Genomic DNA, 25302 nt, shown 5'->3' on the forward strand with positions numbered 1-25302 from the left:
GCGCCCCGCTTTTCCAGCATCAGCCGCGCTGCTCGGGAACCGGGCTCTGCAATGTCTTGAGCAGGGCGCGATGGATAACCTCGTTCCCGGCGACAACGGAACCTTTCTCGAGCATGTTCTGGCTGCCCGACATATCGGTAATGAAACCGCCGGCCTCGCGCACCATAAGAATGCCTGCTGCAAGATCCCAGGGCGCTAGCGCTTCCTCCCAGAACCCGTCCATGCGGCCCGCCGCCACGTAAGCAAGATCGAGCGCCACCGATCCCAGGCGGCGGATACCGGCGACCTCTCCCATAACCTTGCGCAGGTCCATCAGGGCCTTTCCGTGGTGGCCGCGGCCGAGATGGGGAATGCCGGTGCCCATCACCGCATCGGAAAGCTGTCTGCGGGCCGCTACCCGCATGCGCCGGTCGTTCAGAAAGGCGCCGCCGCCGCGTTCAGCCGTATAAAGCTCATCCATGATCGGATTGTAGATGAGGCCGGCGACCAATTGCCCCTGCCTCTCGAGCGCGATCGAAATAGAGAAAAGGGGAATGCCATGCAGGAAATTCGTCGTGCCATCCAGCGGGTCGACCAGCCAGCGGTGCTGCGCGTCAACGCCATCGACAACGCCCCGCTCCTCCATCAGGAAGGAATATCCCGGACGGGCGCGCGAAAGTTCGGTGTACAGAATTTCCTCCGCCCGGCGATCGGCCTGGCTGACATAGTCTCCCGGCCCCTTGAGCGAGACCTGCAGGTTCTGCACCTCGCCGAAGTCGCGCGCGAGCGAACGGCCGGCCTTCATGGCCGACTGCACCATGACGTTGATGATCGCCGAACGCGGCATGAGTGGGCTTCCTCGGTGGTTGTCTGTTTTTCAGGTACCGTCGTCAGTCGGCCCGGCGCACATAGGTGATTTCGCTTGTATCGACCACGATTTTCTCGCCGGAGGTCACAAAGGGCGGCACCATGACGCGCACCCCGTTTTCCATCACTGCAGGCTTATACGAGGCGGTCGCGGTCTGCCCTTTAACGACCGGATCGGCCTCGACGACTACGAGCGTCACCTGGTCGGGCAGGGAGATGCCAATGGGCTTTTCCTCGTAAAGTTCCACTGTCACCGTCATGCCGTCCTGCAGGAAGGCGGCACGATCGCCCACGAAATCCTTTTGCAGCTCAAGCTGCTCGTAGGTTTCGGCGTCCATGAAAACCAGCGCTTCGCCCTGTTCGTACAGATAGGTAAACTCCTTCTGCTCCAGGCGCACCTTTTCCACGGTCTCGGCGGCGCGGAAGCGCTCATTGAGCTTGGTGCTGTCGATCAGGTTCTTGAGTTCGACCTGGTTGTAGGCGCCGCCCTTGCCGGGCTTCACGTGATTTGTCTTGACCGCGACCCAAAGGCCGCCATTGTGCTCGATAACGTTCCCGGGGCGGATTTCGTTGCCGTTGATTTTCATTACCGATCTGTCCTGAATTCTGCGCAGCGTGACCGCGCCCCCAAGACCATAATTCGGGCGGATAGGCAAGATGGGGCGTGGGCGGGAGCGGATTTTCAGCGCAAACTGTCGGCGCGTGTGGCTGCTTGTTCGAGCTGTTCTTCCGTCAGCCCATGCAGAAAATCCTCCATGAGGAAATCCTCGAGCCCGGCGCGGCGGGCCAGCATATACCAGGCGGCGGCGAGGATCGCGTCGGGCTCCGTGCCGATGCCTGCGCGATAGAGTTTGGCGAGACGGTTCTGCGCGGCGACGTTCCCGCCCTCGGCCGCGCGTTTCAGCCAAGCGAAACCTTGCTCCGGATCCGCATCGCCGCCGCGCCCCTCGACCAGCCAGGTGCCAAGATCGAGCTGGGCCGTGTCGTAGTTCTGGCGCGCGGCGCGCAAAAGCCAGCGCCGCGCCTCCGCCTCGTCGGGCTTTCTGTTGCCGGCGCCATGCACACTGATCTGCGCCAGGGAGTATTGTGCGTCCGCCAGGCCGGCCTCGGCGGCCCGTTCGTACCATTCCACGGCTTCGTCTTCCGCGCCGCTTTCCAGCAGCATCTGCGCCAAGTTGAACTGAGCCATTGTCTCGCCAGCCCGTGCTGCGCTGCGCATCAGGGAGAAAGCTTTGTCCCGATCTCGTTCGACCAGCTCACCGTCGGCCAGAATCAGGGCATATTGCATCTGAGCTTCCGGCACGCCTTGTTCCGCCGCCTTGGCGTACCATTCGGCGGCCTTCTCGGCGCTGCGCGGCACGCCAAGGCCGCGGGCATAGATTTCCGCGATCAATGCCTGTGCGGCGGGGTCGCCCGCCTCCGCGCGCGGTCGGGCATGTTCGAGTGCGGTGAGATAGTGCCCGCGCTGATAGGCACCGAAGGCCTTGTCCAGTGTTTTGCCGAAGCGCGCGGGATCGACGGGACTCTGGTTGTCCGTTTCGCCAACGCTCTCACCGGCTTGAGAATCCTCTGATCCCGGGCGGCTCGCCTTCTCGTCGGTCTCCCCCTGCCCCCAGGCGAGCGGAGAGCCGGCGAAAAACACGAGGGGAAGGAGGATGACGAGAAATCGTTTCATTTGATCACAGCGTCGAGAGCAGGCGCATGCCGGTCAAGCAGTTCATTGGCCGTTGCGATTGCCTGGGCGGGATCGATATCGGGCGCGAAAACGGCGCGTCCGAGCGCGACGAATTCCGCGTCGGTCTCGGCCACGGCGGAAACCGAATTAACGTCGGCACCGGCCAGGACAATGCACGGAACCTCGATCATCTCCGACCACCAGCCAGCGAGCGCCAGATTCCGCGGGTGCGGCTCCGCTTTCGAATCATAGCCGAAACGGCCGAAGAAGATGTAGTCGGGCTGTGTTTCTCCGAGTTCAAGCGCGTGATCCCGGCTCTTCGCGCCGCCGCAGCCGACCATCATGCGGGAATGATGCTTGGCGATGATTTCTGCCAGCTCCGATTTCCGGCCCTCGAAATGAATGCCGTCAGCCTGAACACGCGCGGCAATGCGCGGCTCACCGGCTAGGACAACCGCGACACCCTGGTTCTGCGCAATTGGCGTCAGTCGTGCGGCCCGCATCTGAAAGGCATCCTCGTCCTCTTCGTAAGCGGGGATGATGAGCGAAGCGACATCGCCACCGGAAAGGGCAGCTTCGAGACGTGCTGCATCATCCGCGCCGGGCTCCGGCGCGATCAGCACGATTCGGCAGCGGTTCGGGGGTGCGGTCTGTTCGCTCATTCGCTCTGCCATTCGTTCCGGGCTTACTTGCGTGCGTATTTTGGTCTCAATCGGGCATAGAGAAGCCGTTGCCGGGCCACAAGCAAGAAATCATTCCCTGCCCCCTCGTCAAATACAGACAACAGGTTTATGCCACGCGCAAAAGCCACTACCGCCAGTATGACACCAATTCTTTACGATCCCACCTTCTACTTGGCCGCCATCCCCGCCGTCATCCTCATCGGTCTGGCAAAGGGCGGTCTCGGTGGTGCGATGGCGCTGGTCGGCGTTCCGCTGATGGCGCTCGTGGTTCCGCCCGTCCAGGCGGCAGCTATACTTTTACCGATTCTGATCGTCATGGATATCGTTTCGCTCTGGGCTTGGTGGGGAATTTTCGATCGGCGCCTGCTTGCCGTCATGCTGCCCGGCGCGATGATCGGCATCCTGGTGGGCTGGCTCACCGCCGCCTTCGTGACGGAAGCGCATGTACGGCTCATCGTCGGCGTCATTACCCTGCTCTTCTTTCTGCGGTGGCTCCTAGACAAAGTACGCCGCGACGAACGCGTGGCGGAACACAATTGGCTGAAGGGTACATTCTGGGGTTCGATTTCCGGCTTCACGAGCTTCGTGGCCCATGCCGGCGGACCGCCCTACCAGGTCTATGCATTGCCGCTCCGGCACGATCCGAAGCTCTTTGTTGGGACGAGCGTTATTTTCTTCGCCGTGGTCAACACGGTGAAACTGGTTCCGTATTTTGCGCTGGGCCAGTTCGACGCGACCAACCTTACCGCCTCGCTCATTCTCGTTCCGCTGGCGCCGCTTGCCACGCTGGCCGGGGCCTGGGTGGTACGCCGTATGCGGGCCGATATATTCTATCCGATGATGTACATCATGATCTTTTTCATATCACTCAAGCTGATCCACGACGGCTTAGGCGGACTGTAGGACTGGAGGACGCGCCGTCCTTGTGGTTAAGAATGTGCGGGAACTCCGGGAGGTGCAGATGACGAATAATCCTTACGAGCAGGATCTTGGCAGGAATGCCGCGAACCATCAGCCGCTGACACCGCTTGCGCTGCTGGAGCGTGCGGCGAAGGTGTTTCCCGATCAGACTGCCATCATCCACGGCTCTCTGCGCCAGAATTACCGCACATTCTGGCAGCGCTCCGTTAAGCTCGCTTCGGCGCTCGCGCGCCACGGCATCGAACAGGGCGACACCGTAACGGCCATGCTTTCCAACACGCCGCCCATGCTCGAAGCGCATCACGGGGTGCCCATGACAGGCGCTGTGCTGCATTCCATCAACACCAGGCTCGATGCGGCGACGGTGGCTTTCCAGCTTGACCATGCCGAAAGCAAGGTCGTCATTGTCGATCGGGAGTTTTCCGGCGTGATGAAGGAAGCACTGGCGCGAGCCGAGGCAAAGCCGTTGGTCATCGATTTCGATGATCCCGAATATCCCGAAGATGCGCCCTATCCGAAGGGCGAGCGCATCGGCACGGTCGATTACGAGGAATTCGTCGCCTCAGGCGATCCGGAATTTGCCTGGCGGATGCCGGACGACGAATGGGATGCGATCGCGCTCAACTACACCTCGGGCACGACCGGCAATCCCAAGGGCGTCGTCTACCACCATCGCGGGGCGACGCTGATGGCCTATTCCAACACCGTTCACGCGGGCATGGGCCGGCATCCCGTCTATCTGTGGACGCTGCCGATGTTCCACTGCAATGGATGGTGCTTCCCCTGGACGCTCGCCCTTCAGGCGGGAACGCACGTCTGCCTGCGCTGGGTGCGGGCCAAATCCATGTATGACGCCATTGCCGATCACGGCGTGACGCATCTGTGCGGCGCGCCGGTCGTCATGTCGGCGCTGCTCAACGCATCGGAAAGCGAAAAGCGCGATTTTCCGCAGACCGTGACGTTCAACACCGCCGCCGCCCCGCCGCCGGAGTCGGTGCTTTCGGCGATGGCGGAGGCGGGCTTCGCGGTCACTCATCTCTACGGATTGACCGAGACCTACGGACCGGCGGTCGTCAACGAGTGGAAGCAGGAATGGGACGAACTCGACGGTCCCGCCCAGGCGACGCGCAAGGCGCGGCAGGGCGTACGCTATGCCGTCCTCGAAGACCTCACCGTGCTCGACCCGGAAACGATGGAGCCTGTACCCGCCGACGGCGAGACGTTGGGCGAGGTAATGTTCCGCGGCAATATCGTCATGAAGGGCTATCTGAAAAACAAGGACGCCACGGAGAAGGCTTTCGCCGGCGGCTGGTTCCACTCCGGCGATCTCGGCGTTCTTCATCCGGACGGCTACATCCAGCTCAAGGACCGCTCCAAGGATATCATCATCTCCGGCGGCGAGAACATATCCTCCATCGAGGTGGAAGACGCGCTCTATAAGCACCCGGCCATCGCGGCCTGCGGAGTGGTCGCTAAGCCGCATGAGAAATGGGGAGAAACGCCCGTCGCTTTTGTCGAGCTCAAACCGGGCGCCGCGGCGGATGCAGAGGAGATCATCGCGCATTGCCGCGCGCTTCTGGCTGCTTTCAAGTGTCCGCGGGAGATTGTCTTTGCTGAAATTCCGAAGACTTCGACCGGTAAGATCCAGAAATTTCGGCTGCGTGAACAGGCGAGCACGCGATAGCCAAAGAGATACGTTTTCGATGTGAGGAGGGGCGCTGAGCGTCTTGATACCGGTTTACAGCAGCCTCTAGACGAACAGCCTGCGCTCCTGTTCGACGATCTCGCCGATAAAGGCGCCGACAGCCTGTATGCGGCGGGTGGGGCGCATGGATTCGTGATAGACCAGCCAGTAATTACGGCGGATCGGTTCCGCGAAAGGGATGCGCACCAGGTCTTCGTGGCGATGTGCGATGAAGCTGTGCAGTATGCCAATGCCGGCACCGGACCGCACGGCTTCCACCTGTCCCATGGCCGAAGAGACGGCGAAGGACGCGCTCCACGTGTCTGAGATTTCAGCCGCGTAATCCAGTGTCGGGCTGATGACGAGGTCAGGCACATAGCCCACCAGCCGGTGCTTGCTCAGTTCCTCCGCACTTTGCGGCAGGCCGTGTTCCGCCGCATATGCACGAGACGCGTAAAGCGCCAGCGAGTAATCGATCAGTTTGGCCGCGATCAACCGCCCTTCCGTGGGCCGGTCGACGGTGATGGCTATATCGGCCTCGCGCTTGGAAAGCGAAAAGGAGCGCGGAACGGGCACGAGCTGGATGGAGAGCTCCGGATAGCGGACCGTAAGCGCACCGAGCCTCGGCGCCAGGAAGGAAACGCCAAACCCGTCCGGCGCACCGATGCGCACGGTCCCGGAGATCTTTTCCCCCTCACCGCCGACTTCCGCACGCACCGAAATCATGTCCGCTTCCATCCGCTCGGCGGAATTGAGCAGGCGCTCACCAGCCGGCGTCAACTCGCTTCCGGTGGGCTGCCGGCGGAAAAGCTTCGCGCCGACGGCCTCCTCCAGCGCCGCGACGCGGCGGGAAACGGTGGCATGGTTGAGGCCAAGCCGTCGCGCGGCGCCAAGGATCTGGCCCGCCCGCGCCACGGCCAGGAAAATGCGCACGTCGTCCCAGTTCATGTTCGCCCCTTGCGCATCTATGCACGGCCATTTTTAACAGGCCTTTAAATGATGCACAACGGCTGCGATTTTCATCGCGTTGCATTCCCCGCGCCAAAGCGAGACAATCGGGGCAGAAAAACAGGGGAGACGACCTCATGGAAGATATCGGTCACTTTATCGGCGGCAAGCGCGTGGCGGGCACGAGCGGCCGCGCGCAAGACGTTTTGCAGCCCATGGACGGCTCGGTCCGGGGCAAAGTCGCGCTCGCCTCCGCGCAGGAGGTGCGCCAGGCAGTGGAGAACGCCAAGAACGCCCAGCCGAAATGGGCGGCCACAAACCCGCAGCGGCGTGTCCGCGTGCTCATGAAATTCCTCGAGCTGGTGCACAAGGAATATGACGAGCTCGCCGAACTTCTGGCGCGCGAGCACGGCAAGACGATCCCCGACGCGAAGGGCGATATCCAGCGCGGTCTGGAGGTCGTGGAAGTGTGCATCGGCGCCCCGCACATGATGAAGGGCGAGTACACCGAAGGCGCCGGGCCGGGCATCGACGTCTATTCCATGCGCCAGCCGCTAGGCGTTGTCGCGGGGATCACGCCGTTCAACTTCCCGGCCATGATCCCGCTCTGGAAGATCGCCCCGGCGATCGCCAGCGGCAACGCCTTCGTGCTCAAGCCTTCGGAGCGCGATCCCGGCGTGCCCATGCGCATTGCAGAACTCTTCATCGAGGCGGGGCTGCCCGAAGGCATTCTCAACGTGGTCAATGGCGATAAGGAGGCCGTCGACGCCCTTCTGGACGATCCGGATATCCAGGCCGTCGGCTTTGTCGGCTCCACGCCCATCGCGCAATATATCTATGGCCGCGCCACGGCGAACGGTAAGCGCGCCCAGTGTTTCGGCGGGGCGAAGAACCACCTCATTGTGATGCCCGACGCAGACATGGACCAGACGGTGGACGCCCTGATCGGCGCCGGCTACGGCTCGGCTGGCGAGCGCTGCATGGCCGTGTCCGTGGCCGTTCCCGTCGGCCAGGAGACGGCGGACCGGCTGGTGGAAAAGCTGATTCCGCGCGTGGAAAGTCTGAAGGTAGGCCCGTCGACCGATGCTTCCGCCGATTTCGGCCCTCTGGTGACGAAAGAGGCCCTGGAGCGCGTGAAGAACTATGTCGACCTTGGCGTTGAGGAAGGCGCGAAACTCCGCGTCGACGGCCGCGGCTTCAAGATGCAGGGGTATGAGAACGGCTATTACATGGGTGGTTGCCTCTTCGATGAAGTGACCCCTGACATGCGTATCTACAAGGAAGAGATCTTCGGGCCGGTTCTCTCCGTCGTGCGCGCCGATACTTATGATGAAGCGCTTGCACTGCCGAACGACCACGAATACGGCAATGGCGTCGCCATTTTCACGCGTGACGGCGATGCCGCGCGTGACTTCGCCGCCCGTGTCGATGTCGGCATGGTAGGCGTCAACGTGCCAATCCCCGTGCCGATCGCCTACTACACCTTCGGCGGCTGGAAGGCCTCCCATTTCGGCGATCTGAACCAGCACGGCGCGGACGCATTCCGCTTCTACACTAAGACCAAGACGGTCACCTCGCGCTGGCCGTCCGGCATCAAGGATGGCGCGGAATTCGCCATTCCGACGATGCGTTAGGACACGAACGCTCCGCCGACTTATGCCGGCGGAGCGTTCACGTTCTCGCGAGTGCGATGGAACGGCGCACCTCCTCAGCCGTTATCAGGACCAACAAAAGCGCGACAGCGCAACAATGATAGCGGCGCCAGAAAGCACACCAGTGCCTTTGGCAGTAGGAGACGAAAATGAGAAAGACCATGATGGGCGGTGCCGGCTTGGCGGCACTCGCGGCAGGTGTTCTTTTTATCGGTGCGCAACAGGCAACCAGTGAAAACAACGTTTGCGCCCCGCGCGAGGATCTGGTCGCTCAACTCGACGCCCAGTTTGCCGAGAGACAGAAGGCCGTTGGCCTGCTTGGCGAGCAGGCAGTAATGGAGGTCTACGCGTCCGACCAAGGAAGCTGGACCATTCTGAGCACGGACACCGACGGAACAAGCTGCATCATCGCCGCCGGTGAAGGTTGGGACGATACCTTCACGACCCAGGTGGGTCAAGGGGTTTGAGGGCCTGAACCTGAAGCCGGTTGGACATGGCGAAGATGGGGATTTCGAAACCGGAGCGAGGCACCGGAAGCACGGAGAATCGCCATCTTGCAATACGCCCAGGCGACTTTCAGCCACGCTCCGAGGCGGCCTATGAGCGGGCGGCACCTTTCGCGTATTCCCTGAGAAGGCGCATCAGGGCTTCCGCCTCGCGCTCGGCAGTTTTCGGATCGCGGTTCAGTATGGCGCGGATGACGCCGACGTGCTGCCGCGCAGCGCTCGCGAAGCTCGAATCCGCGCGGTACCGGAACCAGAAGCGGCGGCTGTGCGTGCGCAGCGGCGCGACGAGCCGGGCGGCATAGGGATTTTCCGCGGCAGCCGCAACAGCCTCGTCCATCTCCTTGTCCGCATCGAGAAAGCTTTGGGGGTCGTTGTGGGCGGTCGCCTTCTGCATATGCTTGCCGGCTTCCTGAAAACGAGCTCCAAGCGAGGGGTGTAGGTGACGAGCGGCATCTCCCGCCAGAAGCACCTCCACCCCGGTGCGCGCATCGATGACCTTCACCCAGTCCCCCGCGTGAATCGGCGTGATCGCGAGCCCGGCTCGCGGACGGATCTCGATCAATCCCTCCCAGGCCAACCGTTGAATCGCCTCCCGCACAGGCGTGCGGCCGAGGCCCAGCATCTCGATAAGGGCGCTCTCCGTCGTCACCTCGCCCGGTGGGAGTTCGAGCGTGACGATCATCCGCTCCAGAAGATGGTAGGCCTGAGCCGAAGCGGGCTGGCCGGATCGAGCTGCCTGTGCCGGGAATGTCATCCGTCCCTTCCTGTGATATATTTCAAATATATCAGACGAGCGCCACGCTTGACCAGCATCTAAAGTGCTCGTAATATATCACTGATATATCAGCGGAGACGACCATGTGGCAAGGCATCCTGCCGGCGGTAACGACGAAGTTCACGCCGGATGACTCGCTCGATCACCTCGAGATGGAGCGCTGCTTCGGGCTTCTGATGGAGGCGGGGTGCGACGGCCTGATCGTCGCCGGGTCGCTGGGCGAAGGACCGATGCTCACCCACGACGAAAAGCTTTCGCTCTTGAAAACCGCGCGGGGCGTGGCCCAAGGCAAACCAGTGCTCCTGACGATCAACGAGGCGGCAACCCGAGATGGCGCCGAGCTTGCGCGCCGCGCCGCGGCCGCCGGCGCGGACGGGCTGATGATCGTGCCGAGCCCGATCTATCACACCGACGAGGAAGAGACGGTCGCCACCCTCAAGGCGATCGCCGCGGCCGGCGGACTTCCGGTGATGATCTACTCGAACCGTGTTGCCTACCGCGTGGATGTGACCGTTGCGGCAATGGATAAGCTCGCCGCTGACGATCTCTTCGTCGCCGTGAAGGAATCCAGCGACGATATCCGCCGCACGACCGAAATCGTCAACGCGTTCGGCGACCGCTTCGACGTCTTTACCGGGGTCGACAACCTTGCCTACGAGGCCCTGGCCGCGGGTGCGGTCGGCTGGGTTGCCGGCTTGGTGACGGCCTTCCCGCGCGAGACGGTCGCCATTTACCGGCTGATGAAGGCCGGCCGGCAGCAAGAGGCGCTCGCCCTTTATCGCTGGTTCCGCCCCCTTCTTGATCTGGACGTCTCCACCTATCTGGTGCAGAACATCAAGCTGGCGGAGGCGATCGAGATCGGCTCCAACGAACGGGTGCGCATGCCGCGTCAGCCACTCTCGGGCGAACGGCGAGAACGGGTCGAACGGATCATCAAAGAGGCAATTGCGGACCGGCCCGCGCTCCCAAACGGGCTGTGAAGGATTCCAGGTGTAGCAAATGGCCGGAGGGCATGCGCAGGTCGCCATTCTGGGCGGCGGCATCATCGGCGTGGCAACCGCCGCTTACCTGGCGGAAGCGGGCCACGATGTGCTGGTACTCGACCGCTCCGGCATCTGCGAGGAGACGAGCGCCGGTAATGCCGGTGCCTTCGCCTTCTCGGACATTCTTCCGATGGCACACAAGGACATGCTCTCGCAGGTGCCGCGCTGGCTGGCCGACCCGCTTGGGCCACTGTCCATTCCGCCGACCTATCTCCCAAAACTTTTGCCCTGGCTATGGCGCTTTCTGAAAGCCGGGCGGCCTGCCCGGTTCGAGGCAGCCGTTTCGGCCCAGGCCTCCATGATGATGCTTGCCGAGCGCGAATGGAGCGCGCTGATGGCGCGATCGGCAACACAGGAATTCGAGCGCGAGGACGGCTGTCTTGAACTGTACGAGAGCGAAGCCGAGTTCCGCGCGAGGGAGGACGACTGGCGGCTGAGGCGTCGTTTTCATTTCCGCTTCCGCCACCTGAGGAAAGAGGAGATCGCCGATTATCAGCCGGGCCTTTCGGACCTCTTCGAACGTGCCACCTTCGTGCCGGGATGGAAGACGGTGACCGATCCGCAGCGTCTCGGACAAGCGATCTGGGCGCATGCCGAGCAGCATGGTGCACATTTCATGCCCGCGACTGTCGCTGCGCTCGGCGAGGAAGGCGGCCGCATCGTCATCAACCTGGCCGGCGGAGAGCGGCTGACTTGCGAAAAGCTGGTGATCGCGGCGGGCGCCTGGTCCCGCTCCTTCGCTGCGGTTTTCGGAGATGCGGTACCGCTCGAGACAGAGCGCGGTTACAACACGACGTTGCCGAGCGACGCATTCGATGTGAAGCGTCAGCTTATTTTCCCGCGCCACGGCTTTGTCATCACACCGCTCGAAACGGGACTACGCGTGGGCGGCGCGGTCGAACTCGGCGGGCTGAAGCGCTCTCCCAACTACGCCCGCTCCCGTGCCATGCTGGACAAGGCGAGTCGTTTTCTGCCGGGCCTGAAGACGGCAGGCGGGCGGCAATGGATGGGCTACCGCCCGTCTCTGCCCGATTCGCTGCCCGTCATCGGGCGCTCGCGCGACCAACCGCGTGTCTTCTACGCCTTCGGCCACGGCCATCTGGGCCTCACTCAAGCAGCAGCCACTGGACGGCTCATCCGTGATCTCGTTCTGGATCGGACGCCGCCGATCGACCTGCGTCCGTTCCGAGCCCGTCGGTTTTAGGGAGAATGCCATGGCGAGACACTCCTTCTTCTGCATAGACGGGCATACATGCGGCAATCCGGTGCGCTTGGTGGCCGGCGGCGGTCCGTTTCTCGAAGGCCGCTCAATGTTGGAGCGCCGCGCGCACTTTCAGGCGGACTACGATTGGATCCGCACCGGGCTGATGTTCGAGCCGCGCGGCCACGACATGATGTCCGGCTCGATCCTGTATCCGCCCACGCGCGAGGATTGCGACGTGGCAGTGCTCTACATCGAGACGAGCGGCTGCCTGCCCATGTGCGGACATGGCACGATCGGCACAGTCACCTTTGCCATCGAACACGGGCTTGTGCGGCCGAAAACGCCCGGCCTGTTGCGCCTGGACACGCCGGCGGGAATGGTCACGGCCGAATACCGGCAGCAGGGAGAGCACGTGGAGGAGGTGCGCATCACGAATGTGCCGGCTTTCCTGCACGCGACGAACCTGGAGGTGGAGTGCCCCGATCTCGGGCCGCTGAAGGTCGACGTCGCCTATGGCGGCAACTTTTACGCCATCATCGAGCCGCAGGAGCACTACCGCGACCTTGCCGACCACACGGCCTCGGACCTGGTGCGCTGGAGCCCGGTCCTGCGCGAGCGGCTGAACGCCGCGCATGACTTCGCGCATCCGGACGCGCCCGAGATCCGCGGCCTTACGCACATTCTCTGGACAGGCGCTCCGACCATGGACGGCGCCGACGCGCGCAACGCTGTCTTCTATGGCGAAAAGGCCATCGATCGTTCGCCCTGCGGAACCGGCACTTCGGCGCGCATGGCACAACTTCACGCCCAGGGCCGTCTGACGATCGGAGATACTTTCGTCCACGAATCCATCATCGGCTCGCTCTTCAACGGACGTGTGGAGAAAGAGGCCTCCGTGGGCGGAAAACCGGCCATCGTTCCCTCAATCGCCGGTTGGGCGCGCATGACGGGCCTGAATACGATCTTTATAGACGATCGTGACCCGTTCGCCCGCGGATTCACTGTGTCCTGAACCGGACCCTGCGAATCCCCGCAAACATGGCGCAAATTGTGGAGATATATGTTGTGAAAATCGCGGAGAAATGAGAAAAACCTAGCGTTGAAAGCAAGGACATTGCACAATGCCGATGATAGCTTGCATCAACGCTATTGCTCCGATATGCGAGCAAAAGGTTAAGCTGCGGACCAAGAACAAGCAAAAGCTGCAGTCCGCAGTTAGGGGAAAACAACAACAAGGAATGCGCTCGGACAGCGACGTTCCAGGGGAGAGTAGTAAGCATGGACTATTTCCTCCAGCAGCTTATCAACGGGCTTACGCTGGGCTCCATCTATGGCCTGATCGCCATCGGCTACACCATGGTCTACGGGATCATCGGCATGATCAATTTCGCCCACGGCGATATTTTCATGATCGGTGCATTCATTTCACTGGCCCTATTCCTGCTGGTGACGTCGGTTCTCGGCTTCGCCTTTCTGCCGGTCGTTCTGCTCATCGTCATCGTAATCGCGATGCTGTTCACTTCAGCATGGGGATGGACGGTGGAGCGGCTGGCCTACCGGCCTTTGCGAGGCTCCTTCCGCCTGGCGCCGTTGATCACCGCCATCGGCATGTCGATCGCCTTGCAGAACTTCGTTCAGATCACACAGGGCGCGCGCGTGAAGCCGCTTCCGCCGCAAATTCAGGGCGGGATCACGCTCATGGAAGGATCGACAGCCGCCGGCGATATCGTCGTGCGGCTTTCCTACATGCAGATCATCATCATCGTGACCACTGTGGTCCTGATGGCGGGCTTCTCCCTGCTGATCTCGCGCACCTCTCTCGGCCGCGCCCAGCGCGCCTGCGAGCAGGACCGCAAGATGGCTGCCCTGCTCGGCGTCAACGTCGACCGCACCATCTCGCTGACCTTCGTGATGGGAGCCGCACTCGCGGCGGTGGCCGGGCTGATGTTCCTGCTGTTCTACGGTGTGATCGATTTTTATATCGGCTTTCTTGCCGGGATTAAGGCGTTCACGGCAGCTGTTCTCGGAGGTATCGGCTCTCTGCCGGGCGCCATGTTGGGCGGGCTTCTGATTGGCCTTATCGAGGTATTCTGGTCCGGATACTTCACCGTCGAATATAAGGACGTCGCGGCCTTCTCCATTCTGGCCATCGTTTTGATTTTCCTGCCTTCCGGCCTGCTCGGAAAGCCTGAAGTGGAGAAGGTCTAATGGCTGAATCAGATACGAACATGCCGACCTCCCTTCAGAAGCCTGTCGGTGCGCAGATCAAGCGCGAAGAACGCGCCGAGGCGCCAAGAAACACAGGCCCGGGCGGCACCGGTAACAAGCTGGCCGACTCTTTGCGCGATGCGGCGATGGCCGCGTTCCTTGCGGCTGTCCTGGGCTTCTTTCTGATCGGAATCCGAACAGATATCGCGCCCGGCGGACTTGCGCTAACCACGCGCTGGGTGGCGTGGATCGTGTCGATCCTGGTCGTTTTCGGCGGGCGCCTCGCGCTCAGCCTGCTGGTGTTCAGGGCCGATCACCCGGTCACCGAAACTCTCGGGGGGAAGATTTCAAGCCTCAGCGAAGCCACCCCGCAACTGGGCAAATGGCTGGCGCGGGCGCTCCTCGTCTTTGCTCTTGTTCTTCCGTTCTTTTTCACCACTTTCGTCCCTGGGCGCGATCGTCAGTTCATTGACCTCGCCATTCTCATCTTGACCTACATCATGCTGGGTTGGGGGCTGAACATAGTGGTGGGCCTCGCCGGCCTGCTCGACCTTGGCTATGTGGCCTTCTACGCGGTCGGAGCTTACTCCTTCGCGCTGCTGGCGCAATTTTTCGATCTCGGCTTCTGGATGGCGCTTCCGCTGGCCGGCATGCTCGCCGCCTTTTGGGGGCTTATCCTGGGGTTCCCGGTGCTGCGGCTCCGCGGAGACTATCTGGCGATCGTCACGCTCGCCTTCGGTGAGATCATCCGCATTGTGCTTTTGAACTGGTATGAGTTCACAGGTGGGCCCGACGGCATTTCCGGGATTCCGAAACCCACTTTTTTCGGCCTGGAGCTCAGTCGCGGGGATGATGGCTTTGCCGCCTTCTTCGGCCTCGAATACTCGCCCATCCACCGCTTCATCTATCTCTACTACATCATCCTCGTGCTGGCCCTGATCACGAATTTCGTGACGATGCGCCTGCGCCGCCTGCCGATCGGGCGCGCCTGGGAAGCATTGCGCGAGGACGAGATCGCATGCCGTTCGCTGGGCATCAATACGCGCAACACCAAACTGACGGCCTTCGCCATCGGTGCCATGTTCGGCGGCTTTGCCGGCTCGTTCTTCGCAACGCGGCAGGGCTTCATTTCGCCGGAAAGCTTCACCTTCCTGGAATCGGCGATCATCCTGGCGATCGTGGTGCTGGGCGGGCTTGGCTCGCAAATCGGAGTCGTGATCGCCTCCGTCGTGATGATCGGGGGTATCGAGATGCTGCGCAATCTCGGCTTCCTCAGCAATGTGTTCGGTTCGGGCTTCGACCCGGTGCAATACCGCATGCTGATCTTCGGATTGGCCATGGTCTTCATCATGGTCTGGAAGCCGCGCGGTTTGATTTCCACCAGAGAGCCGTCGGTCGTGCTCAAGGAGAAAAAGCAGATCGGAGCAGACATGGTTGCACAGGGTGAGGGTCACTGATGACAGACGTGGCTGAAATGGAAACACCCGGGCGTTCGGCGGCGGAGCGGCGCTGGGAAAACGACCCCGTCCTCTCGGTTGAGCATCTGACCATGCGCTTCGGCGGTCTGGTGGCCGTGGGCGACCTCTCATTCGATGTCGGCCGCGGCGATATCACCGCACTGATCGGCCCCAACGGCGCGGGCAAGACGACCGTGTTCAATTGCGTGACCGGCTTCTACAAGCCCACCGAGGGCCGCATTGTCATGCGCCACGGCGTCGGCCGGCAGGACAATACAGTTCAGGAGGTAACCGCGAGCGGGCGGCGCTTCAAGCACGAGGAGGATCAGGGTGTCTTCCTGCTGGAGCGCATGGCCGACCACGAGATCACGCACAAAGCAAGGGTTGCGCGTACCTTCCAGAATATCCGGCTCTTCGGTGGAATGACGGTGCTGGAAAATCTCCTGGTCGCTCAGCACAATCCGCTGGTGGTCGCATCCGGTTTCTCGTTCGGAGGCATTCTCGGCCTGCCGAGTTATAGCAGGGCCGAGAAGGCAGCCATCGACAAGGCTGCGTACTGGCTGGAGCGAACCAATCTGATCGATCGGGCCGATGATCCGGCCGCCGACCTGCCGTATGGCGCGCAACGGCGGCTCGAGGTCGCGCGCGCCATGTGCACGGAACCGCGGCTTCTGTGTCTGGACGAGCCGGCAGCCGGATTGAATCCGCGCGAATCCACCGACCTTAACGCGCTGCTCAAGTTCATTTGCGAGGAGCACGACACCTCCGTGCTCCTGATTGAGCACGACATGGGCGTGGTGATGGAGATATCCGATCATATCGTCGTTCTCGACTACGGCGTGAAGATTTCCGATGGAGATCCCGAGAACGTCAAATCCGATCCCAAGGTTATCGCCGCCTATCTAGGCGTCGAGGAGGAGGACGAGATCGACATTCCGGAAGTGCGGGAGGATGTCGCCGAGCAGGTCGGCGAATCCACGCCGGCATCGTCTCCGAGCAAGGAGGCCAAACCCGCATCAGGCAGCAAGAGCAAGACGGCCGGTAAGACGAAGACAAATGCAAAAACTTCTGGCGCCCCCACACGAACACGCAAGACGACGAAGAGCGGCACCGGAAAGGGAGGCGCGTCATGAACAGTGGCGAAACCTTGCTCTCGGTGCAGGGCGTTGAAACCTATTACGGCAAAATCGTCGCGCTTCGGGGCGTGGATGTCGAAGTCAAGCGGGGTGAGATCGTCTCGATGATCGGCGCCAACGGCGCCGGCAAGTCGACGCTGATGATGACCATTTGCGGCGACCCGCACGCACGCACTGGCAGCATCGTCTATGACGGCATGGACATCACGGCCATGCCGACGCACGAGATCATCCGGCTGGGGATCGCCCAATCGCCCGAGGGCCGGCGAATTTTTCCCCGCATGTCGGTGGTGGAAAATTTGCAAATGGGCGCCTCGCTTGTCGACCCGCAATATTTCGAGCAGGACCTGGAACGCGTGTTCACGCTGTTTCCGCGGCTGAAGGAGAGGTTGCATCAGCGCGGCGGCACGCTTTCAGGCGGGGAGCAGCAGATGCTGGCTATCGGCCGCGCGCTGATGAGCAGACCGAAGCTCCTGCTTCTCGACGAGCCGTCGCTCGGGCTTGCGCCACTGGTGGTCAAGCAGATCTTCGACGCGATCCGCGCGCTCAACGAGAGCGAGGGCCTGACCGTCTTTCTCGTCGAGCAGAACGCTTTCCATGCCCTCAAACTAGCGCATCGCGCCTACGTGATGGTCAACGGCAACATCACCATGAGCGGCACCGGGGCGGAACTGCTGAAACGCGAGGACGTGCGCGCGGCCTATCTGGAAGGTGGGAGGCACTGAGATGGAACATCAGAACACCCCGCTTTGGGAAGTGACCTTCTGGGAGTTTTTCTTCGTTACGATACTCCTGGCCGGCGGCGCCGCATATCTGACCGGACGCGCCATAGCGCGGGCCTGGCAGCCCGATCTGCAACTCGCCGTCTATATCGTGCTTCTGGCGGCGGCAACGCGTTTCATCCATTTCTCCCTGTTCCAGGGCACGCTTCTGTCGCTGCATTATTATCTGGTGGATCTCCTCATGCTCATGATGATTGCCTTTCTCGGGAAGAGGATCACCCGCGCCGGACAGATGGCGAGGCAATACAGCTTTCAGTATGAGCGCACAGGTCCGCTCGGCTGGAAGGCACATGGCCAATAAAATTCGACAGGTGTAGCGGAAGGCCTTTATTTCCGCGCGAAATTGGGGTTTCATGCACGTTAAGCGGGACTGATGTCCCGCGAAAGAGGAAGACCGGAAAGCCGAACACCCCTTTCCGGAATAACCGAGGGAACGCAGGGTGTTCTAATAGGGAGTAGTCATGAAAAAGACACTACTGGCGAGCGCAGCGCTCAGCCTCGTAATGACAGGGTCGGCCTGGTCCGAGATCGTTATCGCCACCGCCGGGCCGATGACAGGCCAGTACGCGACCTTCGGCGCGCAGATGAGGGCCGGCGCGGAGCAGGCCGTGGCCGACATCAATGAAGCCGGCGGCGTGAACGGCGAGGAACTCCGGCTGGAAGTCGGTGATGATGCCTGCGATCCGAAACAGGCCGTCGCCGTGGCCAACCAGTTCGCCGGCGAGGGCGTGGTTTTCGTGGCCGGGCACTTCTGCTCCGGCTCCTCGATACCGGCCTCGAACGTCTATGCCGACGAGGGCATCATCCAGATCTCGCCCGCATCCACCAACCCCTCCTTTACGGACGACCGCCCCGGACCGGGCGTCTACCGCGTCTGCGGCCGTGACGACCAGCAGGGCGATGTCGCCGGCGAGTTTCTGATGGAGAACTATCCGGACGCGAAGGTTGCCTTCGTCCACGATAAGACCGCCTACGGCAAGGGACTCGCGGACGCGACCATGTCGGCCTACGAAGAGGCGGGCGGCACGCCGGCGCTCTACGAGGCCTACACCGCCGGTGAGAAGGACTATACCGCGCTCGTCTCCAAGATGAAGCAGGAAGGCATCGATATCCTCTATGTCGGCGGATATCACACCGAAGCCGGCTTGATGGCCCGCCAGATGCGCGAGCAGGGCATGGACACGATCCTCGTCTCCGGTGATGCCTTGGTGACTGACGAATACTGGGCCATTACGGGCGACGCCGGTGAAGGCACGCTGATGACCTTCTCGCCTGATCCGCGAAAGAACGAAATCGCGAAGCCCGTTGTCGAGGCGCTCGAATCCGCCGGCAAGACGGCCGAAGGCTACGCACTCTACACCTATGCCGCGATCCAGGCTTGGGCGCAGGCAGTAGAGTCCGCCGGTTCGGTCGATTACGACGACGTCGTAGCGGCACTTGACGAGGGCGACTTCGAGACGGTTCTGGGTGAGCTTTCCTTTGACGACAAGGGCGACGTTACCCTGCCGGGCTATGTCTTCTACGAGTGGCAGGACGGCGAGTACGATTATCTCGAACAGTAAGTCGTCATAGAATCAAACCGGTTCGAAACGGCCCGGCGGCACTCCGCCGGGCCGTTTTGCATGGGACGTGGCTTTGAGGGTTTGCGCTGCAGCCGCACCCGCGCTAAATCATCGCACCAGGGCGTTATGCCGCCTGCGGGGCCGCGTGTGGCCCGACGCGGGCAGAATATTTTGAAAGCCTCGTAAGCGGAGCATGCCAGTGCAAATCAAGACCCTCCTCGTCGCAAACCGTTCCGAGATCGCTATTCGCGTTTTTCGCGCCGCAAACGAACTGGGCATCAAAACGGTGGCGATCTGGGCGGAAGAGGACAAATATTCACTGCACCGGTTCAAGGCGGACGAGTCCTACCAGGTGGGGCGAGGCCCGCATCTGGAGCGGGATCTCGGCCCGATCGAAAGCTATCTCTCGATCGATGAGGTAATCCGCGTCGCCAAGCTCTCGGGCGCCGACGCGATCCACCCCGGCTATGGACTTCTCTCCGAAAGTCCGGAATTTGCCGAAGCGTGCGCAGAAAACGGCATTACGTTCGTCGGCCCGAAGCCGGAAACCATGCGCAGGCTGGGCAACAAGGTGGCTGCGCGAAACCTGGCCGTCGAGGTGGGCGTACCGGTGGTGCCCGCCACCGAGCCGCTGCCGGACGACATGGACGAAGTGGCAAAAATGGCCGACGAGATCGGCTTTCCGCTCATGCTCAAGGCCTCCTGGGGCGGCGGCGGGCGCGGCATGCGCGTCATCCGCTCCGCCGACGACCTGCCGCGCGAGGTGACCGAAGCCAAGCGCGAGGCCAAGGCCGCCTTCGGAAAGGATGAGGTCTATCTGGAAAAGCTGGTTGAGCGCGCGCGCCATGTCGAGGTGCAGGTGCTGGGTGACACGCACGGCAACGCGGTTCATCTCTTCGAGCGGGACTGCTCTATCCAGAGGCGCAACCAGAAGGTCGTTGAACGGGCCCCGGCCCCCTATCTCGATGCCGGGAAACGCGAGGAGCTTTGCGGCTATGCGCTGAAAATCGCCGAAGCGACGAACTATGTCGGCGCCGGCACGGTCGAGTTCCTCATGGACGCCGATACGGGCGCCTTCTACTTCATCGAGGTCAATCCGCGTATCCAGGTCGAGCACACGGTCACCGAGGAGGTGACCGGCGTCGATATCGTCAAGGCCCAGATCCACATTCTGGAAGGCGAGCGCATCGGCGATCCGGCTTCCGGCGTGCCGACGCAGGACAAGATCGGGCTCAACGGTCATGCGCTTCAATGCCGTATCACCACGGAAGACCCGGAGCAGAATTTTATTCCTGACTATGGCCGCATCACCGCCTATCGCGGGGCAACCGGCTTCGGCATAAGGCTCGACGGCGGAACGGCCTATTCCGGCGCGGTGATCACGCGCTTTTACGATCCGCTTCTGGAAAAGGTGACCGCCTGGGCGCCGACGCCCGAGGAAGCCATTCTGCGCATGGACCGGGCGCTGCGCGAATTCCGCATTCGCGGCGTGGCGACAAACCTCACCTTCCTCGAAGCCATCATCACCCACGAACAGTTTCGCAGCGCGACCTACACGACGCGCTTCATCGATGACACGCCGGAGCTTTTCACACACGTCAAGCGCCGCGACCGCGCAACCAAACTTTTGAACTATCTGGCCGATGTCACGGTCAACGGTCATCCGGAAGCGCGCGACCGGCCTCGGCCCAAGGCGGAAGCGGCCTCGCCTATCCTCCCCTATTTGAACGAGCCCGTGCCCGACGGCGCCAAGCAGCGCCTGGATGCGCTGGGGCCGGAAGGCTTCGCAAGATGGATGCGTGGGGAAAACCGTGTCCTGGTGACGGACACGACCATGCGCGACGGGCATCAGTCCCTGCTTGCCACGCGCATGCGCACCCACGACATTGAGCGAATTGCCGGTGTTTACGCCCGCGCCCTTCCCGAGCTCCTGTCGTTGGAGTGTTGGGGCGGAGCGACCTTCGACGTCGCCATGCGCTTCCTTACCGAAGACCCGTGGGAGCGGCTTCACAAGATCCGCGAGGGCGCGCCGAACATTTTGCTGCAAATGCTTCTGCGTGGGGCGAACGGTGTCGGCTACACGAACTATCCCGACAATGTCGTGCAGTATTTCGTGCGCCAGGCGGCGGTCGGCGGAATCGACCTTTTCCGCGTGTTCGACTGCCTGAATTGGGTGGAGAACATGCGCGTGGCGATGGATGCCGTGCGCGAGGAGAACAAGCTCTGCGAAGCGGCGATTTGCTATACAGGCGACATTCTCAGCCCCGAGCGCGCCAAGTATGATCTGAAGTACTACGTCAACCTGACCAAGGAGCTGGAGGCAGCGGGGGCCCACATCATCTCCATCAAGGACATGGCGGGACTTCTCAAGCCGGGCGCGGCCCGCCTGCTCTTCAAGGCGCTGCGCGAGGAAACCGATCTGCCGATCCATTTCCATACGCACGATACATCCGGTATCTCGGCGGCGACCGTCCTGGCAGCCGCCGAAAGCGGCGTGGACGCGGTCGATGCAGCGATGGACGCGCTTTCGGGCAACACCTCGCAGCCTTGTCTCGGTTCGATTGTCGAGGCATTGAAAGGCACCGAGCGCGACACCGGCCTCAATGCCGAATGGGTCCGGCGCATCTCATTTTACTGGGAGGCGGTGCGCAACCAGTACGCCGCTTTCGAGAGCGATCTGAAAGGGCCCGCCTCGGAGGTCTATCTGCACGAGATGCCCGGCGGCCAGTTCACCAACCTGAAGGAGCAGGCACGCTCGCTTGGCCTGGAGACACGCTGGCACGACGTGGCCCGTACCTATCACGACGCCAACAACATGTTTGGCGACATCATCAAGGTTACCCCATCCTCGAAGGTCGTGGGGGACATGGCCCTGATGATGGTCAGCCAGGATATGAGCGTGGCGGATGTCGAAGATCCCAACAAGGACATCGCCTTTCCCGATTCGGTCGTTTCCATGCTGCGTGGCGATCTGGGGCAATCGCCTGGGGGGTGGCCCAAGGCATTGCAGAAGAAGGCATTAAAGGGCGAAAAGCCGATCACTGTGCGTCCGGGCTCGCTTCTGCCACCGGCCGACCTGGAGGCTGACCGCAAGGAACTGGAAGAGAAGCTCGGGCGCGAGGTCAGCGATTTCGAACTCGCCTCATGGCTCATGTATCCGAAGGTGTTCCTGGAGTTCGCAGCGGCCATGGAAAATTATGGTCCCGTCAGCGTCCTGCCAACGCCGGTCTATTTCTACGGCATGGAGCAGGAAGACGAGGTCTTCGTAGAGATCGAGCGCGGCAAGACGCTGGTCATCCGCTGCCTGGCTATTGGTGATACCGACGAAAAAGGCATGGTGACCATCTTCTTCGAGCTCAACGGCCAGCCGCGCCGCGCCAGGGTGCCAGACCGGCTGCGCGGCGCTTCCGCGGCGGCCGCGCGGCGCAAGGCCAACCCGGCTGATGACGCGCATATCGGCGCCCCGATGCCGGGTGTCGTATCTTCCGTGGCTGTCTTTTCCGGCCAAACCGTAAAGGCGGGCGACGTACTCCTGTCCATTGAGGCCATGAAGATGGAAACCGCGCTCCACGCCGAGCAGGACGGCACCGTCGCCGAGGTGCTGGTCAAGGCCGGAGACCAGATCGATGCCAAAGATCTGCTGGTCGTGCTGGAGAGCGGCTGAGGCCGCATCTCAGGTTGGATTTTGGCTGTGGGTGGAGACGAAACGGTCCGCTTCACTAGTCCGGCATCAGAAAGCGGTCATTCGCGTGACGCCGGTTCTGATGGCTGGACTCAACCCGCCGGACGTACGCCGTAAGTATCGTAGGCGCTCTGCATGCGCTCGTTTTCTGCTCGGTCTGGAAACAGGGCGTAGCTGGGAGCCCAGATCCGCGAGAGTTCGATCTGGATCGAGATGATATTTCGGATCGGGAAATCCGTTCCCGCCGAGTGAAGCAACTCAACTCCAACGACAGGAAAATCTTTGGCGTTTGGAGCGATGATCGTCGCCTTGCCTGTGATCTTGAAGCCTTTCTGGCGGAAGACGTCAACAAAGCTCACGCAGACCGCTGACCGAGCACGAATGTTTCGGACGCTGTTGGATGATGCCAATGTCAGCGATAATGATCCTGTCGTCGCTGTAACTCGTGAAAATCTCCTTTGGAGTGACATTGGGAATGCCCTCCGAGTCCACCGTGGCCAGCCAGCATAGGACAGAATTTGCAATGTCGGTCCTCACCGCCTGATTGATCTTCATGCCTCCTGAGTCTGCCTTTCTCATAGCTTCTCCGAAATCAGACGCAGGCCAAAGGCCGCCAGCACCGTGCCGATGACTCGTTCTATCCAAGGGCCGAAGCGATCATAGGCTGCGCGGGCCGGTCGCGTTGAGAGCAGGCCGATCACAAAACCATACCAGACGATCTCCAGCAGAAAGCCACCCACGAGAATCGTAAACTTAGCCCACAGCGCTGTTTCTGGCGGTACGGCAACAGCGTAGAGACCGATAAAGAAGGCGATCCCTTTGGGGTTCGAGAGGTTGACGATGATCCCCATGCGCAGACCGCGCAAGGCACCACCGGGAGCTGAACCAGCTCGTTGTGCCGAAGTGGTAGGCTTGGCGGTCAGCCAGGTCATAAACCCAAGGTAGACGAGATAACAGCCTCCGAAAATCTGTATGAGGCTCGCAAGCCATCCAACCTGCGTGAGAACCAATGCCAGCCCGGTCATCGTCAGGACCGCATAGAAGGTCGCCGCAATCGCCAGGCCGAATGTTGCGCCTACAGCAGAAGACCGTTCGCCGGAAATGGCAAGACTTGAGATAAGCGCAAAGTTCGGGCCAGGGCTCACGACAACAGCGGCATAGAGACCCAGCGTGGCCCCAATAATCAGCAGTTCCTGACTCATGGCTGGAATCCTAACAGCGATGCGCAAGGCCGATGCCGTCGCATTGACAGGTGTTATTAAATCGATTTAGTAACGTTTGAGAACTGGCCTCATTGAAATACAAGGCGCTGTTGTTGTTGCCCACCGACCAGATGCGGGACTTCGATATGCCACAGGAAAACGCCCTTTTCGGACGCTGGGCTGTTGCGACCTGCTTCTTCGTCAACGGTTTCATCGTCGGCAGTTGGGCACCGCAGATACCGCTGCTTGCCGTGCGCTTTTCGCTTAGCGAAACGATGCTCGGCTTGCTCATCCTCATCTTCGGTCTTGGGGCGGTGGTGGCGATGCCGGTCTGCGGCTGGCTGATCAGCCGCCATGGATCCCGCGCCGTGTTGCGGATAACGGGCATTCTTTGTGCCTGCTCGCTCCTCTTGGTTGCCGCAGCGCCCGCCATGGCGACCTTGATTCCCGCACTTGTCCTCTTCGGCGGTTTCCTAGGCGGCATGGATGTCGCCATGAACTCCAATGCAGTGGTCGTGGAGCGCCGGCTGCAGCGCGCCATCATGTCCTCCTCGCATGGCTTTTGGAGTCTCGGTGGCTTCTTCGGCGCAGGCGTGGGCGGCATTCTGGCCGAGCAATGGGGGCATCTGGGACATGCCGTCGCCGTCACGTTCGTCGCACTCACGTTGGTGCTTGCCGCCATGCCGAAGCTTGTCGTCGAGCGCAAGCCGACGGCGACGAGCAGCAGCGGTATTAGCGGCTTCCCGCGCAGCCCACTCATCTATCTGACCGGTATCGTCGCCCTGTTCTCAATGATGCCGGAAGGCGCCGTTCTCGATTGGGCAGCCCTTTATCTGCGCCAGGAGATGGGCGCCGGCCTGGCGACCGCCAGCCTTGCCTTCACTGCCTTTTCCGGGGCCATGGCGCTGATGCGTTTTCTTGGTGACAGCCTGCGCAATCGGCTGGGTGCTGTGATGACCATGCGGCTGTCGGGCGTGGTGGCGGCAACCGGCATGCTGGGGGCGGGCCTTGCGCCCTCCCCGGCGATCGCCACGCTTGCCTTTGCTTTGGCGGGGTTGGGGATCGCCAACATGGTGCCGATCGCCTTCTCGGCAGCGGGCAATCAGCCCGGTATCTCGTCGGCCGCCGGCATGAGCGTGGCCACCACCATCGGCTATTCCGGTATGCTTGCGGCACCCTCCATCGTCGGCTTCGTGGCGGAGCGGACGGGCTTCGCGCCGATCTTCATCGGCTTTGCCGTGCTTCTGGCGATGGTGCTTTTGATGTCGAACCTCATGCGGCCTGCGGACGAGATTACGCCGCAGACCGCCCCAGCGTCTCATAGCTGACCGCACTG

The 25302-nt window shown here is 61.8% G+C and carries 24 protein-coding genes; 15 read left to right on the top strand and 9 right to left on the bottom strand.

Going from position 1 to position 25302, the window contains the following annotated elements; all coding sequences use genetic code 11:
* Positions 1 to 19: 19 nt before the first annotated feature.
* From LY631_RS01150 to LY631_RS01165, 4 genes are all read right to left on the bottom strand, one after another.
* Complete coding sequence (locus tag LY631_RS01150; RefSeq protein WP_274423271.1) at positions 20 to 826, bottom strand: inositol monophosphatase family protein; 807 nt, start codon at positions 824 to 826, stop codon at positions 20 to 22.
* Between the two features lie 43 nt (positions 827 to 869).
* A complete protein-coding gene (efp, locus tag LY631_RS01155) occupies positions 870 to 1433 on the bottom strand; it encodes an elongation factor P (protein WP_274423272.1) in 564 nt (187 codons plus the stop codon).
* A gap of 95 nt (positions 1434 to 1528) precedes the next feature.
* Positions 1529 to 2521 carry a tetratricopeptide repeat protein gene (locus tag LY631_RS01160; protein ID WP_274423273.1) on the bottom strand — a complete coding sequence of 331 codons (993 nt, stop codon included), beginning with the start codon at positions 2519 to 2521 and terminating at the stop codon, positions 1529 to 1531.
* Positions 2518 to 3183 (bottom strand): thiamine phosphate synthase, encoded by a 666-nt coding sequence (locus LY631_RS01165; protein WP_274423274.1) that lies wholly within the window; start codon positions 3181 to 3183, stop codon positions 2518 to 2520. Before LY631_RS01165 ends, LY631_RS01160 begins: the two co-directional genes overlap by 4 nt.
* Before the next feature lie 159 nt (positions 3184 to 3342).
* Here LY631_RS01165 and LY631_RS01170 point away from each other — a divergent pair, with 159 nt between their 5' ends.
* Both LY631_RS01170 and LY631_RS01175 read left to right on the top strand, forming a co-directional pair.
* Positions 3343 to 4107: a sulfite exporter TauE/SafE family protein gene (locus LY631_RS01170; RefSeq protein ID WP_274423275.1), complete on the top strand. Its 765-nt coding sequence runs from the start codon at positions 3343 to 3345 to the stop codon at positions 4105 to 4107.
* A gap of 58 nt (positions 4108 to 4165) precedes the next feature.
* On the top strand, positions 4166 to 5809 hold the full coding sequence (locus tag LY631_RS01175; protein ID WP_274423276.1) for an acyl-CoA synthetase: 1644 nt from the start codon (positions 4166 to 4168) through the stop codon (positions 5807 to 5809).
* Positions 5810 to 5875: 66 nt separating this feature from the next.
* On the opposite strand, the gene LY631_RS01180 is transcribed toward LY631_RS01175, so the two are convergent.
* Entirely contained in the window at positions 5876 to 6757 is an 882-nt protein-coding gene (locus tag LY631_RS01180) for a LysR family transcriptional regulator (RefSeq protein WP_274423277.1), read from the bottom strand.
* 137 nt (positions 6758 to 6894) lie between these two features.
* Here LY631_RS01180 and LY631_RS01185 point away from each other — a divergent pair, with 137 nt between their 5' ends.
* Both LY631_RS01185 and LY631_RS01190 read left to right on the top strand, forming a co-directional pair.
* Positions 6895 to 8391, top strand: a complete 1497-nt coding sequence (locus LY631_RS01185; protein ID WP_274423278.1) for a CoA-acylating methylmalonate-semialdehyde dehydrogenase — start codon at positions 6895 to 6897, stop codon at positions 8389 to 8391.
* 167 nt (positions 8392 to 8558) lie between these two features.
* A complete protein-coding gene (locus LY631_RS01190; protein ID WP_274423279.1) occupies positions 8559 to 8876 on the top strand; it encodes a hypothetical protein in 318 nt (105 codons plus the stop codon).
* Between the two features lie 130 nt (positions 8877 to 9006).
* On the opposite strand, the gene LY631_RS01195 is transcribed toward LY631_RS01190, so the two are convergent.
* Entirely contained in the window at positions 9007 to 9669 is a 663-nt protein-coding gene (locus LY631_RS01195; protein WP_274423280.1) for a GntR family transcriptional regulator, read from the bottom strand.
* A gap of 104 nt (positions 9670 to 9773) precedes the next feature.
* Between LY631_RS01195 and LY631_RS01200 the strand changes: the two genes are divergently transcribed.
* From LY631_RS01200 to pyc, 10 genes are all read left to right on the top strand, one after another.
* Positions 9774 to 10670 carry a dihydrodipicolinate synthase family protein gene (locus LY631_RS01200; RefSeq protein ID WP_274423281.1) on the top strand — a complete coding sequence of 299 codons (897 nt, stop codon included), beginning with the start codon at positions 9774 to 9776 and terminating at the stop codon, positions 10668 to 10670.
* Positions 10671 to 10689: 19 nt separating this feature from the next.
* Complete coding sequence (locus LY631_RS01205; protein WP_274423282.1) at positions 10690 to 11937, top strand: NAD(P)/FAD-dependent oxidoreductase; 1248 nt, start codon at positions 10690 to 10692, stop codon at positions 11935 to 11937.
* A 10-nt stretch (positions 11938 to 11947) separates the two neighbouring features.
* Positions 11948 to 12949, top strand: a complete 1002-nt coding sequence (locus LY631_RS01210; RefSeq protein WP_274423283.1) for a 4-hydroxyproline epimerase — start codon at positions 11948 to 11950, stop codon at positions 12947 to 12949.
* A 266-nt stretch (positions 12950 to 13215) separates the two neighbouring features.
* Positions 13216 to 14145: an ABC transporter permease subunit gene (locus LY631_RS01215; RefSeq protein WP_274423284.1), complete on the top strand. Its 930-nt coding sequence runs from the start codon at positions 13216 to 13218 to the stop codon at positions 14143 to 14145.
* Complete coding sequence (gene livM, locus LY631_RS01220) at positions 14145 to 15602, top strand: high-affinity branched-chain amino acid ABC transporter permease LivM (protein ID WP_274423285.1); 1458 nt, start codon at positions 14145 to 14147, stop codon at positions 15600 to 15602. The genes LY631_RS01215 and livM overlap by 1 nt, the downstream gene beginning before the upstream one ends.
* Entirely contained in the window at positions 15602 to 16735 is a 1134-nt protein-coding gene (locus tag LY631_RS01225; RefSeq protein ID WP_445082819.1) for an ABC transporter ATP-binding protein, read from the top strand. Before livM ends, LY631_RS01225 begins: the two co-directional genes overlap by 1 nt.
* Positions 16732 to 17463, top strand: coding sequence for an ABC transporter ATP-binding protein (locus LY631_RS01230; protein ID WP_274423286.1), 732 nt, complete (start codon positions 16732 to 16734; stop codon positions 17461 to 17463). Before LY631_RS01225 ends, LY631_RS01230 begins: the two co-directional genes overlap by 4 nt.
* Position 17464: 1 nt before the next feature.
* A complete protein-coding gene (locus LY631_RS01235) occupies positions 17465 to 17821 on the top strand; it encodes a DUF6867 family protein (RefSeq protein WP_274423287.1) in 357 nt (118 codons plus the stop codon).
* A 160-nt stretch (positions 17822 to 17981) separates the two neighbouring features.
* A complete protein-coding gene (locus LY631_RS01240; protein ID WP_274423288.1) occupies positions 17982 to 19082 on the top strand; it encodes a branched-chain amino acid ABC transporter substrate-binding protein in 1101 nt (366 codons plus the stop codon).
* 199 nt (positions 19083 to 19281) lie between these two features.
* Positions 19282 to 22746, top strand: coding sequence for a pyruvate carboxylase (gene pyc / locus LY631_RS01245; protein WP_274423289.1), 3465 nt, complete (start codon positions 19282 to 19284; stop codon positions 22744 to 22746).
* A 110-nt stretch (positions 22747 to 22856) separates the two neighbouring features.
* Here the strand turns inward: pyc and LY631_RS01250 are convergent, their stop codons facing one another.
* From LY631_RS01250 to LY631_RS01260, 3 genes are read right to left on the bottom strand one after another with little or no spacing between them, the layout of a single operon-like run.
* Complete coding sequence (locus LY631_RS01250) at positions 22857 to 23123, bottom strand: hypothetical protein (protein ID WP_274423290.1); 267 nt, start codon at positions 23121 to 23123, stop codon at positions 22857 to 22859.
* Positions 23110 to 23343 carry a pyridoxamine 5'-phosphate oxidase family protein gene (locus LY631_RS01255; RefSeq protein WP_274423291.1) on the bottom strand — a complete coding sequence of 78 codons (234 nt, stop codon included), beginning with the start codon at positions 23341 to 23343 and terminating at the stop codon, positions 23110 to 23112. The genes LY631_RS01250 and LY631_RS01255 overlap by 14 nt, the downstream gene beginning before the upstream one ends.
* Complete coding sequence (locus LY631_RS01260) at positions 23340 to 23966, bottom strand: LysE family translocator (protein WP_274423292.1); 627 nt, start codon at positions 23964 to 23966, stop codon at positions 23340 to 23342. Before LY631_RS01260 ends, LY631_RS01255 begins: the two co-directional genes overlap by 4 nt.
* 146 nt (positions 23967 to 24112) lie before the next feature.
* On the opposite strand from LY631_RS01260, the gene LY631_RS01265 reads away from it, so the two are divergent.
* Entirely contained in the window at positions 24113 to 25294 is a 1182-nt protein-coding gene (locus LY631_RS01265) for an MFS transporter (protein WP_274423293.1), read from the top strand.
* Positions 25295 to 25302: the final 8 nt, after the last annotated feature.

It is taken from the genome of Chelativorans sp. YIM 93263, from assembly GCF_028767125.1.
Classification (GTDB): Bacteria; Pseudomonadota; Alphaproteobacteria; order Rhizobiales; family Rhizobiaceae; genus Chelativorans.

Bases quoted from the DNA above. Each gene is read 5' to 3' on its own strand.
- LY631_RS01240 (WP_274423288.1), top strand. From the start codon at position 17,982: ATGAAAAAGACACTACTGGCGAGCGCAGCGCTCAGCCTCGTAATGACA.
- LY631_RS01255 (WP_274423291.1), bottom strand. From the start codon at position 23,343: ATGAGAAAGGCAGACTCAGGAGGCATGAAGATCAATCAGGCGGTGAGG.
- LY631_RS01185 (WP_274423278.1), top strand. From the start codon at position 6,895: ATGGAAGATATCGGTCACTTTATCGGCGGCAAGCGCGTGGCGGGCACG.
- LY631_RS01215 (WP_274423284.1), top strand. From the start codon at position 13,216: ATGGACTATTTCCTCCAGCAGCTTATCAACGGGCTTACGCTGGGCTCC.
- LY631_RS01175 (WP_274423276.1), top strand. From the start codon at position 4,166: ATGACGAATAATCCTTACGAGCAGGATCTTGGCAGGAATGCCGCGAAC.
- LY631_RS01205 (WP_274423282.1), top strand. From the start codon at position 10,690: ATGGCCGGAGGGCATGCGCAGGTCGCCATTCTGGGCGGCGGCATCATC.
- LY631_RS01200 (WP_274423281.1), top strand. From the start codon at position 9,774: ATGTGGCAAGGCATCCTGCCGGCGGTAACGACGAAGTTCACGCCGGAT.
- LY631_RS01170 (WP_274423275.1), top strand. From the start codon at position 3,343: ATGACACCAATTCTTTACGATCCCACCTTCTACTTGGCCGCCATCCCC.
- LY631_RS01230 (WP_274423286.1), top strand. From the start codon at position 16,732: ATGAACAGTGGCGAAACCTTGCTCTCGGTGCAGGGCGTTGAAACCTAT.
- LY631_RS01210 (WP_274423283.1), top strand. From the start codon at position 11,948: ATGGCGAGACACTCCTTCTTCTGCATAGACGGGCATACATGCGGCAAT.
- LY631_RS01235 (WP_274423287.1), top strand. From the start codon at position 17,465: ATGGAACATCAGAACACCCCGCTTTGGGAAGTGACCTTCTGGGAGTTT.
- LY631_RS01165 (WP_274423274.1), bottom strand. From the start codon at position 3,183: ATGAGCGAACAGACCGCACCCCCGAACCGCTGCCGAATCGTGCTGATC.
- LY631_RS01265 (WP_274423293.1), top strand. From the start codon at position 24,113: ATGCCACAGGAAAACGCCCTTTTCGGACGCTGGGCTGTTGCGACCTGC.
- LY631_RS01160 (WP_274423273.1), bottom strand. From the start codon at position 2,521: ATGAAACGATTTCTCGTCATCCTCCTTCCCCTCGTGTTTTTCGCCGGC.
- LY631_RS01180 (WP_274423277.1), bottom strand. From the start codon at position 6,757: ATGAACTGGGACGACGTGCGCATTTTCCTGGCCGTGGCGCGGGCGGGC.
- LY631_RS01225 (WP_445082819.1), top strand. From the start codon at position 15,602: ATGACAGACGTGGCTGAAATGGAAACACCCGGGCGTTCGGCGGCGGAG.
- efp (WP_274423272.1), bottom strand. From the start codon at position 1,433: ATGAAAATCAACGGCAACGAAATCCGCCCCGGGAACGTTATCGAGCAC.
- livM (WP_274423285.1), top strand. From the start codon at position 14,145: ATGGCTGAATCAGATACGAACATGCCGACCTCCCTTCAGAAGCCTGTC.
- LY631_RS01195 (WP_274423280.1), bottom strand. From the start codon at position 9,669: ATGACATTCCCGGCACAGGCAGCTCGATCCGGCCAGCCCGCTTCGGCT.
- LY631_RS01260 (WP_274423292.1), bottom strand. From the start codon at position 23,966: ATGAGTCAGGAACTGCTGATTATTGGGGCCACGCTGGGTCTCTATGCC.
- LY631_RS01150 (WP_274423271.1), bottom strand. From the start codon at position 826: ATGCCGCGTTCGGCGATCATCAACGTCATGGTGCAGTCGGCCATGAAG.
- LY631_RS01190 (WP_274423279.1), top strand. From the start codon at position 8,559: ATGAGAAAGACCATGATGGGCGGTGCCGGCTTGGCGGCACTCGCGGCA.